This window comes from Micromonospora endophytica, assembly GCF_003236305.1.
GTDB classification, from domain to species: Bacteria; Actinomycetota; Actinomycetes; order Mycobacteriales; family Micromonosporaceae; genus Micromonospora; species Micromonospora endophytica.
In genome coordinates, this window is sequence record NZ_POTX01000139.1 from 1 (window position 1) to 15913 (window position 15913).

Annotated in this window: 10 protein-coding genes and 1 pseudogene; 5 read left to right on the forward strand and 6 right to left on the reverse strand. The window is 70.7% G+C overall.

Annotated elements, in window-relative coordinates; all coding sequences use genetic code 11:
• Nucleotides 1–5: 5 nt before the first annotated feature.
• The gene (locus tag C1I93_RS19285) at nt 6–2291 is read left to right on the forward strand and encodes a bifunctional polysaccharide deacetylase/glycosyltransferase family 2 protein (protein ID WP_498070719.1); all 2286 of its coding nucleotides are present in this window, start codon (nt 6–8) and stop codon (nt 2289–2291) included.
• 22 nt (nt 2292–2313) lie between these two features.
• Here C1I93_RS19285 and C1I93_RS19290 read toward each other — a convergent pair whose 3' ends face one another.
• From C1I93_RS19290 to C1I93_RS19310, 5 genes are all read right to left on the reverse strand, one after another.
• Nucleotides 2314–3339 carry a glycoside hydrolase family 6 protein gene (locus C1I93_RS19290; RefSeq protein ID WP_111244705.1) on the reverse strand — a complete coding sequence of 342 codons (1026 nt, stop codon included), beginning with the start codon at nt 3337–3339 and terminating at the stop codon, nt 2314–2316.
• A 517-nt stretch (nt 3340–3856) separates the two neighbouring features.
• Nucleotides 3857–4036 carry a DUF6104 family protein gene (locus C1I93_RS19295; protein WP_111244699.1) on the reverse strand — a complete coding sequence of 60 codons (180 nt, stop codon included), beginning with the start codon at nt 4034–4036 and terminating at the stop codon, nt 3857–3859.
• A 78-nt stretch (nt 4037–4114) separates the two neighbouring features.
• Entirely contained in the window at nt 4115–7903 is a 3789-nt protein-coding gene (locus tag C1I93_RS19300) for a multifunctional oxoglutarate decarboxylase/oxoglutarate dehydrogenase thiamine pyrophosphate-binding subunit/dihydrolipoyllysine-residue succinyltransferase subunit (RefSeq protein ID WP_111244700.1), read from the reverse strand.
• A 284-nt stretch (nt 7904–8187) separates the two neighbouring features.
• A complete protein-coding gene (locus tag C1I93_RS19305) occupies nt 8188–9003 on the reverse strand; it encodes an ABC transporter permease (protein ID WP_111244701.1) in 816 nt (271 codons plus the stop codon).
• Nucleotides 9000–9935: an ABC transporter ATP-binding protein gene (locus C1I93_RS19310; RefSeq protein WP_111244706.1), complete on the reverse strand. Its 936-nt coding sequence runs from the start codon at nt 9933–9935 to the stop codon at nt 9000–9002. Before C1I93_RS19310 ends, C1I93_RS19305 begins: the two co-directional genes overlap by 4 nt.
• Before the next feature lie 451 nt (nt 9936–10386).
• Between C1I93_RS19310 and C1I93_RS19315 the strand changes: the two genes are divergently transcribed.
• The 4 genes from C1I93_RS19315 to C1I93_RS19330 all read left to right on the forward strand — a co-directional run bounded on the left by C1I93_RS19315 (nt 10387) and on the right by C1I93_RS19330 (nt 15595).
• Complete coding sequence (locus C1I93_RS19315; RefSeq protein ID WP_111244707.1) at nt 10387–11088, forward strand: response regulator transcription factor; 702 nt, start codon at nt 10387–10389, stop codon at nt 11086–11088.
• Nucleotides 11085–12659 (forward strand): HAMP domain-containing sensor histidine kinase, encoded by a 1575-nt coding sequence (locus tag C1I93_RS19320; RefSeq protein ID WP_111244702.1) that lies wholly within the window; start codon nt 11085–11087, stop codon nt 12657–12659. The genes C1I93_RS19315 and C1I93_RS19320 overlap by 4 nt, the downstream gene beginning before the upstream one ends.
• Nucleotides 12660–12721: 62 nt before the next feature.
• Complete coding sequence (locus C1I93_RS19325) at nt 12722–14305, forward strand: S1C family serine protease (RefSeq protein WP_111244703.1); 1584 nt, start codon at nt 12722–12724, stop codon at nt 14303–14305.
• A 231-nt stretch (nt 14306–14536) separates the two neighbouring features.
• A complete protein-coding gene (locus tag C1I93_RS19330) occupies nt 14537–15595 on the forward strand; it encodes a glycosyltransferase family 4 protein (RefSeq protein WP_111244708.1) in 1059 nt (352 codons plus the stop codon).
• A gap of 13 nt (nt 15596–15608) precedes the next feature.
• On the opposite strand, the pseudogene C1I93_RS19335 reads toward C1I93_RS19330, so the two are convergent.
• Nucleotides 15609–15913 (reverse strand): annotated as a pseudogene (locus C1I93_RS19335) (serine/threonine-protein kinase); the annotation flags it as partial.

Genomic DNA, 15913 nt, shown 5'->3' on the forward strand with positions numbered 1-15913 from the left:
TACGGGTGGTTGAAGTTGTGCACGCCGAGTTCGTGCCCCTTGGCGTCCAGCTCACGGACCAGGTCGGGGTAGCGCACCACCTGGCTGCCCGAGCCCGTCGACTCGTCCCCCGCCCGAGTTGGGCGGTCTACGCGGCCGTCTTCGTGGTGCTCGGCGGCATCCTCTTCGTCCAGGCGTACGCCAGCGGTGCGTTCATCCCCGACTACCGGTCGGAGACGACCTCCGGCAGCGGTCAGGACGACGTGCCCGAGGAGATCCGCAAGGGCGGCCCGATCGTCAACACCACAGCCGAACGCCCGCAGTCGTACAGCCTGCCAGCCCGGACTGTCGTGCTCACCTTCGACGACGGCCCGGACCCGATCTGGACCCCCGCCGTCCTGGAGGTGCTGGAGAAGCACCAGGTGCCGGGGACCTTCTTCGTGCTCGGCAGCCAGGTGGTGCGCTACCCCGACCTGGTCCGTGAGCTGGACGCCAAGGGGCACGAACTCGGCGTGCACACCTTCACCCACCCGTACCTCGCCGAACTCCCCGGTTGGCAGCGGCGGATGGAGTACACCCAGACGCAACTGGTGATCGCCGGGGCCACCGGGTCCCGGACAAACCTGGTGCGGTTTCCGTACTCCTCCCGGGCGGACGCCTTCCTCGACCAGGACTGGCCGCTGCTGCAACAGGCTGGTGAGCTGGGCTACCTCACCGTGGTCAACGACCTGGACAGCCGGGACTGGGAGCGGCAGGGCGCGGACGGCATGGTCGAGCGGAGCATCCCGGCCGGTTACGCCGGCGCGATCACCCTCTGGCACGACTCCGGCGGTGACCGTTCACAGACCATCGAGGCGCTGGACCGGTACATCCCGTTGATGAAGGAACGGGGATACACCTTCACCACGGTCAGCGGCGGGCTGAACCGGGCACTGGCGGAGGCCGGTGTCACCGGGGCCACGGCCGGCCCGACCGAGGCGACGGCGAGCGAGCGTTGGCGCGGCCAGATGCTGATCATGGCGGTCCGGGCCGCCGACGGCACCTTCATCGTCTTCGGAGCGCTCTTCGTCGTGGTCGGGGTGCTCACCATCGGCCGTACCGTGCTGATGTTCGTGCTGGCACTGCGGCACGCCCGCAAACGACGCCGCCCGGACTTCGCCTGGGGACCGCCGGTCACCGAACCGGTCTCGGTGATCGTGCCCGCGTACAACGAGAAGGAGGGGATCGCGGCGGCGGTCCGCTCGCTCGCGGCGGGCGACCATCCCGGCGGCATTGAGGTGGTGGTGGTCGACGACGGGTCGACCGACGGCACCGCCGACATCGCCGCCGGGCTCGGCCTGCCGAACGTGCGGGTCGTGCGCAAGCCCAACGGTGGCAAGCCGAGCGCGCTGAACACCGGTGTCGCCCTGGCCCGGCACGACCTGATCGTGATGGTCGACGGGGACACCATCTTCGAGCCCGACGCGGTCCGTCGCCTGGTGCAGCCCTTCGGCGACCCGCGGGTGGGCGCGGTCGCCGGCAACGTCAAGGTGGGCAACCGGCGCAGCATGATCGCCAAGTGGCAGCACATCGAGTACGTCATCGGCTTCAACCTCGACCGTCGGCTCTACGAGACGCTGCGGTGCATGCCCACCATTCCCGGCGCGATCGGCGCGTTCCGCCGCAAGGCCCTGGAGTACGCCGGCGGGATGACCGACGACACCCTGGCCGAGGACACCGACGTCACCATGGCCCTGGGCCGGGCCGGCTGGAAGGTGGTGTACGAGGACAGCGCCCGCGCCTGGACCGAGGCGCCGAGCAGCATCGGGCAGCTGTGGAAGCAGCGGTACCGGTGGAGTTACGGCACCATGCAGGCGATGTGGAAGCACCGCCGCGGGGTGCTCGACAAGGGTGCCTCCGGCCGGTTCAGCCGCCGCTGCCTGGCCTTCCTGACCCTGTTCGGGGTGCTGCTGCCGCTGGCCGCGCCGGTCATCGACCTGCTCGCCGTCTTCGGCCTGATCTTCCTGGACCGGACCGCGACAGTGGTCGCCTGGGCGGCCATGCTGGGTTTGCAGTTCCTCACCGCGATCGTGGCCTTCCGCCTCGACAAGGAGAAACTCGGCGTCCTCTGGGTGCTGCCGTTGCAGCAGTTCGTCTATCGCCAGCTGATGTATCTGGTGCTGCTCCAGTCGGTGGTCACCGCGCTGACCGGGGGACGGCTGGGCTGGCAGAAGCTCAAGCGCACCGGCCTGGAGCCGGCGGGGACGGCAGGCGCGCCCCGTCCGCTGCCGCTACCGGCCGAAGCCGCCTCCCCCCGGCAGGTGCGCTTCTGATCCCAGGTCGCCGGGGTGGCCGTCAGTCGGCGCGGTTGGCGAGGCCGACGGCGTACTCCGGCCACCAGACGCCGCTCTCCGGCTCACCGGGGCGGCAGGCACCGTCGGACTCGCCCGGATATTTGATCCAGAGCAGCGCGTCGACCCGGTCCAGGCCGGTGTCGGTGGTGGGCTCCGCGCCGAGCGCCCGCCCCGGCGGGTTGCACCAGCTCGGCGCGGAGCGGACCGTCCTACCCGGGTAGGGGCCCCGGCCGTTGCGGCTGGTGTCGAGGACGAACGTGGTCGTACCGTCGAGGGCGTCGGAGATCTGGTGGCCGTAGGCCACGTTCCGCGGCGTGTCGATGAAGTTGGCCACGTTGAGCGCGAAGCCGTCTGCCTCGGCGACCCCGGCCTGGCCCAGGGCTGCCGCCAACCGGGCGGTGTCCTTGACCCAGGCCGGGTGGCCGGCGTCCAGGTAGACCCGGGCGCTGCCGGTGCTGGCGAGCACCGCCACCGCGTCCCGCAACAGGCCGAGGCGTTCGTCGACGTCGTCGACGCACCGGTCCACCGCGTCCGGGACCGCGCCCGGTTCGACGATGATGGTGACCGGGCGCCCCCGCACCCCGCTGGCGACGCGCCGGATCCAGTCCTGGTACGCCTCGGCCGACTCGGCGCCGCCCGTGCCCTGCCGCCCGCAGTCGCGCCCTGGCAGATTGTGCGTGACAAGCACCGGGGTCTGGCCGGAGCGGCTGGCCCCGGCCAGGAACTCCGACACCTCGTCGGTGACCGCCTCGGAGTCGCCGACCAGCCAACGGGCGGTCGGGCGGGTGCTGATCCGGCGCAGCGCGGCGGCTTCCTCGATCCGCCCCTCCCGTTCCCACTCGGTCACCTGCCACCCGGCCGCGCCACGCGGGTCGACGTAGAAGACGGGCGGCAGCGGGGCCGGCGAGCGGTCGGCGCTGACGGTCTCGGTCGGTGGCTGCCCGGCTGCGTCGGTGCCACACGCGGAGAGCAGGACGGTGAGCGCGAGCCCCACCGCCAGGATGGAGCTGCGGGAACTGCGCGGCATGGCGGTCACCGTACCTGGTGGGCGGGCTCCGGCAGACCGGGCCCACGAGGCCATTCGGCCTCGGAAACGCCCACCGAGACGGCTCCGCCCCGGAGCCGCCGCGGTGTCAGGTGGCACGAAAACAGGTGTTCACCTGTGTGGTGGTCGCAAGGAGGGGCAAGTGCAGAGGAGGGGGCAGCGCAGTCCCTCTAAGCAGGTTGCCGAAGATCCTGCCGGTGATGATCCGGTCGGCTCCCTGACCTGTCTTTACTCGTGCTATCGAGCTGAACCGTTCACGCCATCGCCTCGGTGCGGATCACCGCCACCCCGGCGCAGCCACCACCCCCGGACCGGTCGCCGTCCCTGGCCCGCTTGCCGTGACCCGCTTGTGCTCTCAGGTCGATAGGCGCGCACTCGCCTACATCCGCCCTGGGCCGGGGCAGTGCCAGCAGGGCAGCGACACCCTGATGTCAGCCCCCCCGGGTAGCGACAGGAAGTTCGACCAGGCGCTTAACGGGTGGCTGGCGGTGCGGCGAGCCTACTCGTCGTCGGGGTCGTCGAGGCGGGCGAGCCAGGTGGCGAAGCGCTCGATCGGGGTCTCGAACTCCGGGTTCAGGTCGACGAAGTCGCGCAGTCGCTCGCTGAGCCACTCCACGCTCACCTGCTCGTCGCCCCGTCGCTCGACAAGCTCTTCGATGCCGCGATCGGTGAAGTACAACGCGGTGTCCTCTCGCTCTCCATGAATCCGCCCGCCGCCCCACCGGTAGGGCGGGGCGGCGGGCGGGAAGGTTACCGGTTACGGGCGGGGCAGCGCCGCGTCGAGCAGGGTCTTCTGCTCGACCTCGTGCATTTTGGCCGAGCCGACCGCCGGGGCGGCGGCGGCCGGGCGGGAGATGCGGCGCAGCCGGACCCCGTCGAGGTGCTCCAGCAGGTTGAGCGCCACGAACGACCAGGAGCCCTGGTTGGCCGGCTCCTCCTGCACCCAGGCGAAGTCCTCCGCGTTCGGGTACTGCGCGAGCGCGGCCCGGATCTCCTCCACCGGCATCGGGTAGAGCTGCTCCAGCCGGATGATCGCGGTGTCGGTGACGCCGCGCTCCTGCCGGGCCTGGAACAGGTCGTAGTAGACCTTGCCCGAGCAGAGCAGCACCCGCTTGACCTGCTCCGGAGCCGGCGGGGCTCCGTCGCCGAGCACCGGCGAGAAGGTGCCGGTGGTGAAGTCCTCCACCGACGAGACACAGAGCTTGTGCCGCAGCAGGGACTTCGGCGTGAACACCACCAGCGGCTTGCGCTTGGGCGAGAGCGCCTGGCGGCGCAGCAGGTGGAAGTAGTTCGCCGGGGTGGTCGGGATGGCCACCCGCATGTTGTCCTCGGCGCAGAGCTGGAGGAACCGCTCCGGGCGGCCGGAGGTGTGGTCCGGACCCTGTCCCTCGTGGCCGTGCGGCAGCAGCAGGGTGACCGCCGAGCGCTGACCCCACTTCACCTCGCCGGAGGAGATGAACTCGTCGATCACCGACTGCGCACCGTTGACGAAGTCGCCGAACTGGGCCTCCCAGCAGACCAGCGCGTCGAGGTTCTCCACCGAGTAGCCGTACTCGAAGCCCATCGCGGCGTACTCGGAGAGCAGCGAGTCGTGCACGAAGAAGCGGGACCGCTCGCCGTCGCCGGTGAGCGACTGCAACGGCAGGTAGTCCTCGCCGGTCTGGGCGTCGACGACCGAGGCGTGCCGCTGGACGAAGGTGCCGCGGCGGGAGTCCTGCCCGGCGAGCCGGACGGTGACCCCGTCGTGCAGCAGCGCGCCGAAGGCGATGATCTCGCCGAAGCCCCAGTCGATGTTGCCTTCCACGGCCATCCGGGCCCGCCGGTCGAGCAACTGCTGGATCCGCTTGTGCGGGGTGAAGCCCTCCGGCAGGTTGACGTGCGCCTCGCCGACGGCCTTGACCACCGCCGCGCTGGTCGCCGTCTCCACCTGCGGCTCGGGCTCGTCCTGCCGGGGCGGCCGGCTCAGCTGGCGCGGCGTGCTGGCCGCGTCCCGGGTGGCCTTGAACACCCGTTCCAACTGGGCCTGGTAGTCGCGCAGCAGTTCCTCGGCGTCCTCGACGGTGATGTCGCCCCGCCCGATCAGCTCCTCGGTGTAGAGCTTGCGGACCGACCGCTTCGAGTCAATGATCTTGTACATCTGGGGGTTGGACATCGACGGGTCGTCGCCCTCGTTGTGCCCACGCCGCCGGTAGCAGACCAGGTCGATCACGACGTCCTTGTTGAAGGTCTGCCGGTACTCGAAGGCCAGCCGGGCGACCCGCACCACGGCCTCCGGGTCGTCACCGTTGACGTGGAAGATCGGCGCCTGGATCATCCGGGCCACGTCGGTGCTGTAGAGGCTGGAGCGGCTGTGTTCCGGGGCGGTGGTGAAGCCGACCTGGTTGTTGACCACCACGTGCACGGTCCCGCCGGTGCGGTAGCCGCGCAGCTGGGAGAGGTTGAGGGTCTCGGCCACCACGCCCTGGCCGGCGAAGGCGGCGTCGCCGTGCACCGACAGCGGCAGCACGGTGTAGCCCTCCAGCTTGAGGTCGATGCGGTCCTGCTTGGCCCGCACGATCCCCTCCAGCACCGGGTCGACGGCCTCCAGGTGGGACGGGTTCGCCACCACCGAGACCTTCACCGAGTGGTCACCGTCGGGCGTGGTGAACTTGCCGTTCTGGCCGAGGTGGTACTTCACGTCGCCGGAGCCCTGGGTGGAACGCGGGTCCAGGTGCCCCTCGAACTCCGAGAAGATCTTCTCGTACGGCTTGCCCACGATGTTGGCCAGCACGTTGAGCCGGCCCCGGTGCGCCATGCCGATGACGACCTCGTCCAGTCCACCCTCGGCGGCCGATTCCAGCACCTCACCGAGGAGCGGGATCAGCGACTCGCCACCCTCCAGCGAGAAGCGCTTCTGGCCGACGTACTTGGTCTGGAGGAAGGTCTCGAACGCCTCGGCCGCGTTGAGCCGGTTGAGCACGTGCTTCTGCTCGTCGGCCGGCGGCTTTTCGTACTTGCGCTCGACCCGCTCCTGGATCCAGCGGCGTTCGACCGGGTCCTGGATGTGCATGTACTCGATGCCGACCCGACGGCAGTACGAGTCCCGCAGCACGCCCAGGATCGAGCGGAGCTTCATCCGCTGCTTGCCGGCGAAGCCGTTCACCGGGAAGGTGCGGTCCAGGTCCCACAGCGTCAGCCCGTGCTGGAGCACGTCCAGGTCCGGGTGCTTGCGGATCTTGAACTCCAGCGGGTCGGTGTCGGCCATCAGGTGGCCGCGGACCCGGTACGAGTGGATCAGCTCGTGCACCCGCGCGGTCTTGTTGATCTGACCTTCGCTGTCGACAGCGACGTCGCGCATCCACCGCACCGGCTCGTACGGGATGCGCAGCGAGGTGAAGATCTGGTCGTAGAAGCCGTGCTCGCCCAGGAGTAGCTCGTGCATGGCCTTGAGGAACTCGCCGGACTGCGCGCCCTGGATGATCCGGTGGTCGTACGTGCTGGTCAGCGTGATGACCTTGCTGACCGCCAGCTCGGCCAGGGTGGCCTCGCTCATGCCCTGGTACGGCGCCGGGTACTCCATCGCGCCGACGCCGATGATGGCGCTCTGGCCCTGCATCAGCCGGGGCATGGAGTGCACGGTGCCGATGCCGCCCGGGTTGGTCAGCGAGATGGTGGTGCCGGAGTAGTCCTCCATGGTCAGCTCGTTGCGGCGGGCGCGCCGGACGACGTCCTCGTACGCCTGCCAGAACTGCCGGAAGTCCATCTGCTCGCAGCCCTTGATGGAGGGGACCACCAGGTTGCGGCTGCCGTCGGGCTTGGTCAGGTCGATGGCGATGCCCAGGTTGACGTGTTCCGGGCGGACCATCGCCGGCTTGCCGTCGGCCTGGGTGAAGGAGTTGTTCATCTCCGGGTGCGCGGCGAGCGCCCGGACCAGCGCGTAACCGATCAGGTGGGTGAAGCTCACCTTGCCGCCCCGGCCCCGGGCGAGGTGGTTGTTGATCACGATCCGGTTGTCGACCAGGAGCTTGGCCGGCACCGCGCGCACGCTGGTCGCGGTCGGCACGGCCAGCGAGGCGTCCATGTTCTGGACGATCTTGGCGGCCACCCCGCGCAGCGGCGTGGTCTGCGCCCCGGTCGCGGTCGGCGTGGTCTTGGCGGACTCGGTCCGGGCCGGCCGGGCCTTGGTCGGCTCGCCGCCCTTGGCGGGCTGGGCCTTCGCCGGCGCGGCCTTGGCGGGGGCGGCCGTGCCGGCCTTCGGCTCGGGCCTGGTCGCCGGCTCGGCCTTGGCCGCCGGCTCAGGCTTGGTGGCGGGCTCAGGCTTGGTCGCCGACTCGCCCTTGGCCGGGGCGGAACGGGTACGCGCCGACTCGGCCGGCTTGCCGGCACCGTCGCCCTCGGTCGCGCGGGCCGTGCCCGGACCGGGCCGGTAGTCGGCAAAGAAGTCGTGCCAGGCCGGGTCGACGCTGCTCGGGTCGGCGAGGTAGCGCTGGTACATCTCCTCGACGACCCACTCGTTCGGGCCGAAACCCGCCAGTGGGTTCTCCTGCGAAGTCTGCTGGGTCGACACGGCCGGTAATCGCCTCTTTCACGCGGGTTTGTGTGTCACGCGGTGCCCAGTGCGGCCGTACCGGCGCACACAGGACGGATCCCAGGCTACGCCGTACCGAACCCGACGGCATTTCCGCCTCCGTCGCGTGGTCCGATTCACAAAAGATGCCAGAAGTTCTGTAAGCGCTGCGTGTTCTAGTGCTTGCTGCTATGTGGCGACGGGCCCGGTTCGCCGGTTGTCACCGGTGAACCGGGCCCCGCCCGTCGATCACATCCGCCCGGCCGGAGCCGCAGTCGCCGTCGTCAGGAGATGTCGCGGCGTCGGGTGAGCAACACGCCGACGATGCCGCTCACCAGCGCGTACCCGATCAGCACGAGCGCGCCCACCCACCAGGCCGGCAGCATCTCGTTCTCGCCTGGCGTGATCATGATTTGGGAGGCGGCGGCCGGCCAGATCACCTGCCACTTGAGCACCGCCATGTTGTCCAGCCAGCTGGCCAGCGCGAAGAAGAGCAGGCCCACCACCTGGGTGCCGATCAGGTAGAGCACGGAGGCGGTGATCACCGCGCCGAGCTGGTTGGTGATCAACGTGCCGATGCCCACGCCGAGCACGGTCCAGATGGCGTACGCCATCAGGTTGAGCAGCAGCGCCCGCTGGACGTCCCACTCACCGAGCTGGGTGCCGTAGTCGTTCAGGGCCAGGAAGATGGCCCCACCGGCGAGATCGATCACGGTGGTGACCAGCCAGAACGCGAAGCCCAGCAGGCTGGCCGCGATGAGCTTGCTGACGATCACCGCGGTACGCCGCGGGGTGGCCAGGAAGGTCGTGGTCGCGGTCTGGTGGAAGAACTCGTTGGTCACCATCAGGATGCCGATGAGCATCACGAACAGCAGCCCGAGGTACTGCCCCGAGGTGTAGAGGTTCGCCGCCTGTGCCGGCGCGGAGGCCGCGTCGCCGGTGACACCGAACTCGTCGCCGCCGCCGCCCACCGCGGAGTCGAACATCCAGGCGTTGAAGGGGAACGCCATGCCGATGGAGAGCAGCGCCCCGATGGCCAGCCACCACCAGGTGCTGGTCGTACGGATCTTGAGCAGTTCGGAGCGGACCAGGTTGCTCATCGAATGCCCGCCTTTCCGGCCGTCAGTTCCAGGAAGACGCGTTCCAGGTCGGGTCGTTCGGTGGTCAGCTCGTGCAGCTCCACCCCGGCCGCGAGTGCCGCCCGGCCCACCGTCGGCGCGTCCACCCCGGCGATCAGCAGGATGCCCTGCTCGTCGGTCTCCACCGTGCCGGGCCCGTCCGCCAGCGCCCTGGTCAGCGCCTCCGCCTGTGGGGTACGCACCCGGACCCGGACACCCTGCGCCATCGACCCGATCACCTGGTCGACAGGTCCCTGCCGGACCAGCTGTCCGGCCGCGATGATCACCACGTCGTCGGCGAGCAGCTGCATCTCCGACAGCAGGTGACTGGAGACGAGGACGGTGCGTCCCTCGGCGGCCAGGCCCTTGAGGAACCCGCGCATCCACCGGATGCCCTCCGGGTCGAGTCCGTTGGCCGGCTCGTCGAGGATGAGCACCCGGGGGTCACCGAGCATCGCGGCGGCGATACCGAGCCGCTGCTTCATGCCCAGTGAGTAACCCTTGAACTTGCGCTTCGCCGCAGGCGTCAGCCCGACCATGGCCAGCGCCTCGTCGGCACGCTGCCGGGGCAGGCCGGCCGCCGCGCAGATCACCCGCAGGTGGTTGATCCCGGTACGACCCTTGTGCGCGCTGGACGCCTCCAGTACCGCCCCGACGTGCCGCAGTGGATCGGCCAGGTCCGGGTACCGGCGACCGCCGATGGTGGCCTGTCCGGTCGTCGGGGTGACCAGGTTGAGCAACATGCGCAGGGTGGTGGTCTTGCCCGCGCCGTTCGGACCGAGGAAGCCGGTGACCCGGCCCGGTTCGACAGTGAACGACAGGTTGTTGACCGCGCGCACGTTGCGGTACTGCTTACTCAGGCCGGTGACCACGATCTGCGCGTCATTGGTGGGGCGTGGCTGCCCGTCGGACATCATTCTCCTCCCGTGGCGCGAGATGCGCCGTTGCACAGCGTGACGGTAGTGGTCAACCAAATCAATCGGGCGCGCTCCGGAGATCGCCCTCCGTCGCAGGCAGGAGCCGTCTCATCCCCAGGTACGACCCGATCGAGGATCGTCACCTGCCGACGGCCCGTTGGGCCGTGCCTCGATGGTCATCGACCCCTCTCCGCTGTGCCGCCCGTCAGCCTCCCAGGTCGGCCCGGCGGACCCCGAGGCCGGGTCGACCACCGGCTGCCGTGGGCGGGTCGGCTACCGGTGTGGTGCGAGTGGCGTGCCGACCACCGCACCGGCCTTCGTCGGCGACGAGACCCTGCTGCGTTCGGTGCGGCGGGTCTTGGCGACCAGGGAACTACGGACCCAGCTCACAGGGTTTTTCCAGGATCTGCCCAGCGCTGGTGCAGCGATTGCGCGGATGATGGGCGGCATGGCCGCTACCCAGACCGAGGCGCGACTGCTCGTCGTCGAGGACGATCCCAACATCCTCGAACTGCTCTCCGCGAGCCTGCGATTCGCGGGTTTCGACGTGGCCACCGCCACCAGCGGCTCAGCCGCGCTCAGCGCGGCCCGGGACCACCGGCCCGACCTGGTGGTGCTCGACGTGATGCTGCCGGACCTCGACGGCTTCGAGGTGATCCGGATGATGCGGGAGGGCGGTACGCGTACCCCGGTGGTCTTCCTCACCGCGCGGGACGCCACCGACGACAAGATCCGCGGCCTCACCCTGGGCGGCGACGACTACGTGACGAAGCCGTTCAGCCTGGAGGAGCTGACCGCCCGGATCCGGGCGGTGCTGCGCCGCACCTCAAGTGGCGAGCAGACCCCCGCCCGGCTCACCTTCGCCGACCTGGAGCTGGACGAGGAGACTCACGAGGTGTACCGGGCCGGCCAGCGGGTCCAGCTCTCGCCGACCGAGTTCAAACTGCTGCGGTACCTGATGCTGAACGCCAACCGGGTGCTGTCGAAGGCGCAGATCCTCGACCACGTGTGGAACTACGACTTCCGGGGCGACGACAACATCGTCGAGTCGTACATCTCCTACCTGCGGCGCAAGATCGACAATACCGAGCCGCGCCTGATCCACACCCTGCGCGGGGTCGGCTACGTGCTGCGCAAGCCGGCGGCGTGAACGCCCTCCAACAGGGCAAGCTGCGTCTGCGTGCGGTGCCGCTGCGGGTCAAGCTGGTCGCGGCCGTGCTCGCCCTGGTCGCCGCCGCGCTCCTGGTGATCAGCTCGCTGACCACGTTCTTCCTCCGCAGCTACCTGGTCGACCAGGTGGACGCGGAGTTGACCAGCGTGGTCAAGGAGTTGGAGAACGAGTCGAACGCGAGGCCCTGGGCCACGTTCGTGTTCAGCACCGACGGCAGCGTACCCACCGACTACGTGGTGGTGATCACCAACCCCAACTCCGGCGACGTCCAGCAGGCCGCGTACGACACCCGCCGGTTCACCGAGGCCGACCTGCCGCCCTGGCCCAACGACGCGGCCGGCTTCGCGCAGCGGGCCGGCGAGCCGTTTCCCACCCACGCCCGGGGCAGCGCGGTGCGGTGGCGGATGCTCTACACCGAACTGCCGAACGGGCAGTGGGTGGCGGTCGGCCAGCACCTGACCGACGTGGACCGGGCGGTCACCCGGCTGGTCTGGATCGACGTGCTGGTGGGCGGGGCAGTGCTGATCCTGCTCGCCTCGATCGGCGCGGCGATCGTCCGGACCAGCCTCAAACCCCTGGTGGAGATCGAGCGAACCGCGGCCGCCATCGCCGGCGGTGACCTCAGCCGCCGGGTGCCCGATCCGGAGGACGGCGAACCCTGCCCGACCTCGGAGCTGGGACGGCTCTCCCGCGCGCTGAACGCGATGCTCAGCCAGATCGAGATGGCCTTCACCGCCCGCGCGGCCTCGGAGTCCGCAGCCCGGTCCGCCGAGGTCGCCGCCCGTGAGGCCGCCGAGGCGGCGCGCGCCTCGGAAGCACGCGCCCGCCGCTCCGAGGAGCGGATGCGACAGTTCGTCGCGGACGCCTCGCACGAGTTGCGTACCCCGCTGACCACCATCCGCGGCTTTGCCGAGCTGTACCGGCAGGGTGCCGCCGGCACCCCCGAGCAGACCTCCGACCTGCTGCGCCGGATCGAGGACGAGGCCGCCCGGATGGGCCTGCTGGTGGAGGACCTGCTGCTGCTGGCCCGACTCGATCGGGAACGCCCGCTCTCGCTCGCCCCGGTGGAGCTGCCGGTGCTGGCCGCGGACGCGGTGCAGGCCGCCCGCGCGATGGCGCCGGACCGGCGCATCGAGTTGGAGATCGAACCCGGCTCGGGTCCGCTCGTGGTCCGTGGTGACGACGCACGGCTGCGGCAGGTGATCGGCAACCTGATGACCAACGCGCTGCGGCACACCCCGCCGGAGGCGGCCGTCACGCTGCGGCTGCGCGGCGAACCGGACAACCTGGCGGTGATCGAGGTGGCCGACACCGGCCCGGGGCTCACCGCCGACCAGGCGGAACGGGTCTTCGAACGCTTCTACCGGGCGGACGCCTCGCGTACCCGTCGGGTGGGCGGAAACACCGGCACCGGCCTGGGCCTGGCCATCGTCGCCGCGCTGGTGACGGTGCACCAGGGCACCGTCGAGGTGACGGGGACACCGGGCGGGGGCGCCACCTTCCGGGTCCGGCTGCCGCTCGCTCCGGACGCCGACACCGACCAGCAGTGACTTTCAGCGAATCCTCAGGCCACACCAAGGCGTAACGCAGTGCGATGGGGAAGGGTAGGGACATGACCGAGTACGAGTCCGACCCGCGTCGGCCGGCCAGCACCGACGCCGAGCCGTCGCACTCCGAGCTGTTCCGCGCCGAGCATGCGCGGTCCGACTCCACATCCACTCCAGCGGACGCTCCGTCCGCCGATGCGCCGACCACCTCGGTCCGCGCAGTCGAGACGCCGTCCGGGCCCACCGGCACCGACGGTGAGCCGACCCTGCCGGGCGTGCCGACCACCGGCTCGCCCGCGTCGACGCCGCCGATGGCCGGGCAGTCCGCCTGGGCAGCGGCCGGCCAGTATCCGTACCAGCCCGGTGGCGCCGCGCGGTATCCCGGCGCCCCCTGGAACCCCTCCCAGCAGCAGTCCGGTTGGCCAGGCACCCAGCCCAGCGGCGGACACCCGGGGCAGCACACCGGTTATCCGGCTGGCGCGTCCGGCTACCCGGCTGGCGCGTCCGGCTACCCGGGCGGATCCGCCGGGGGCTATCCGGGAAGTCCGTCCGGTTATCCGGGACAGCCGGCACCGTGGTCGCCGACGCCCTCGGGCGGGGTGCGGCCGGGCCGGATCGCCAAGTTCGTCGGTGCCGGTGTCGCGGTGTTCGCGTTGATGCTCGGCAGCGGCGTCGCGGGCGGGAGCCTGGCCCTGGCCCTCAGCGACGGTGGCGGGATCACCCGCACCTACTCCGCCGCCCCGGTCATCGACGGTGCCGACCTGCCCCGCATCGCCGCTTCCGTACAGGACAGCGTGGTGTCGATCAGCACCGGCAGCGGCGAGGGCTCCGGGGTGGTCCTCACCGCGGACGGTTTCGTGCTGACCAACAACCACGTGATCGCCGGCGCGGAAGGTGACACGGTCCGGGTGTTCTTCGCCGACGGCACCAACGCCACGGCTGAGGTCCGCGGCACCGACCCCAAGACCGACCTGGCCGTGTTGAAGGCCAGCGGCGTGAGCGACCTGAAGCCGGCCACCTTCGGCGACAGCGACGCGATGCAGGTCGGCGACCAGGTGCTCGCGCTGGGTAGCCCGCTCGGGCTCCAGGGTTCGGTCACCGCGGGCATCCTGAGCGCCCGGGACCGCACCATCAAGGCCAGCAGCGATCAGCAACTGCCCAGCCAGGGGGTCAGCTCGATCTCCGGACTGCTCCAGACCGACGCGCCGATCAACCCGGGCAACTCCGGCGGTGCCCTGGTCAACACCCGGGGTGAGGTGATCGGCATCAACACCGCCATCGCCACCGCGGGGCAGGGCGTCACCGGCAACATCGGGGTGGGCTTCGCCATCCCGAGCAACAAGGCCAAGGACGTCGCGGACAAGCTCCAGCGGGGCGAGAAGATCAGCCACCCGTCGCTCGGCGTGGGCGTGAACGACTCGCCGGACGGCGGTGCCGTGATCAGCAACGTCAACCCGGGCAGCGCCGCCGAACGGGCCGGGCTGCAACGTGGTGACGTGGTCACGCGTTTCGGCGACAAGGTGATCAATGACTCGAACGACCTCGTCGGTGCCGTACAGGCCGGCAAGGTCGGTGACCAGGTCGAGTTGACCTTCCAGCGAAATGGGGCCGAGACGACGGCAACCGTGACGCTCGCCGAAGCGTCCTAATCCAAGAACCTGCCTCCCTCCGGGCGGCGGGTGGCGCGGCCAAGGGGGTTGGCCGCGCTGCCCGCCGCCCTCTTCTCGTCCGGGCCCGGTTCACCCGTCCCGGGTGAACCGCTCTCACCCGCCGCGCCGGCAACCTTGCCGGTGAAGACCTCGTGCCGTGACGCCAGCGACCGACGGGGAGGACTCGTGCCCGACAACCGCGTCCCGGGCCGGCACCGATTGCGGATCGCGATGGTGGTGCCGCCCTGGCTGTCGGTGCCTCCGCCCGGCTACGGGGGCCTGGAGCAGGTGGTGGCCGGCCTGGTGGACGCCCTGGTCGACAGGGGACACGCGGTGACCCTGCTGGGCGCCGGTGAGGCCCACGGCACGGCCGCCGAGTTCCTGCCCACGCTCGACGACCTCCAGTACGACCGACTCGGCGAGTCGCTGCCGGAACTGGCCCACCTGGCGCGGGTGAACCATCTGCTCAGCGCGGCCGACTTCGATCTGGTGCACGACCACAGCACGGTGGGTCCGCTGGTCGCCGGGCGACGCGAGGTCCCCACCGTGGCCACCGTGCACGGCAACCCGGTGGGGGAGTACGGCACCGTGCTCAGCGACACCGACCGGGGCGTCGGTCTGGTGGCCATCTCGCACACCCAGCGGCGGCTGAACCCCCGACTGCCCTGGGTCGGCACCGTGCACAACGCGATGGAGACGGAGTCCTTTCCGCGCAAGAGCGAACCCAGCGACGGACCGGTGCTCTGGCTGGCCCGGTTCCACCCCGACAAGGGCCCCGACCTGGCCATCCGGGCCTGCCGCGCCGCGGGCCTGCCGTTGGTGCTCGCGGGCAAGTGCAACGAGCCCGCCGAGCGGCGCTACTACGACGAGGTGGTACGTCCGCTGCTCGGCCCGGACGTCACAGTGGTACGCGACGCCGACCGCCCCGCGGTGCTCCGGATGCTGATCGAGGCGCGTTGCCTGATCATGCCGATCCAGTGGGAGGAGCCGTTCGGCATCGTGATGCTGGAGGCGATGGCCACCGGCACACCTGTGGTGGCACTGGACCGGGGAGCCGTGCCGGAACTCGTCCGGCCGGGGGTGACCGGACTGGTCTGCACCCATGCCGACGAGCTGCCGGCGGCGCTGCAGGCGGTGACCGCTCTCGACCCGGCGGAATGTGTGGCGCACGTGGCCCGGACCTTCAGCGTCGAACGGATGGCAGCCGGCTACGAGGCGGTGTACCGGGGATTCCTCGCGGCGGCCCCGGATGGCGCGGCACGGGAACCGGCCCGCATCACGCGGACCTGAGAGCGGCGCGGGGTCAGGTCTGCGCGGCACCGAGCGCGGCGATCGCCGCGTCCAACTCCCGGGCGTACGCCGGGCTGAGTCCCTGCTCACCGAGGCGAGTGAAGACCTTCTCGCGCAGTCGCGCGACTCCCGGACCCAACTCGCCTTCCCCCTCGGCCACCGCCCGGGTCAGATTGCGCAGCTCGTTGCGCAGGTCGAGGCCGACGTCCTCGCGGATGCCGCCGTCGGCGAGACCCTCGCCGATCACCGTCTCCAACCGGTTCGCGGCCTCGGCCAGGGTGTCCGAACCGCCCGGCGGGGCGGGCGGGGTGCCGGTCG

Excerpts from the sequence above, each read along its gene's own strand:
- C1I93_RS19310 (WP_111244706.1), bottom strand. The coding sequence starts at position 9,935 with ATGTCCGACGGGCAGCCACGCCCCACCAATGACGCGCAGATCGTGGTC.
- C1I93_RS19315 (WP_111244707.1), top strand. The coding sequence starts at position 10,387 with ATGGCCGCTACCCAGACCGAGGCGCGACTGCTCGTCGTCGAGGACGAT.
- C1I93_RS19305 (WP_111244701.1), bottom strand. The coding sequence starts at position 9,003 with ATGAGCAACCTGGTCCGCTCCGAACTGCTCAAGATCCGTACGACCAGC.
- C1I93_RS19325 (WP_111244703.1), top strand. The coding sequence starts at position 12,722 with ATGACCGAGTACGAGTCCGACCCGCGTCGGCCGGCCAGCACCGACGCC.
- C1I93_RS19290 (WP_111244705.1), bottom strand. The coding sequence starts at position 3,339 with ATGCCGCGCAGTTCCCGCAGCTCCATCCTGGCGGTGGGGCTCGCGCTC.
- C1I93_RS19330 (WP_111244708.1), top strand. The coding sequence starts at position 14,537 with ATGGTGGTGCCGCCCTGGCTGTCGGTGCCTCCGCCCGGCTACGGGGGC.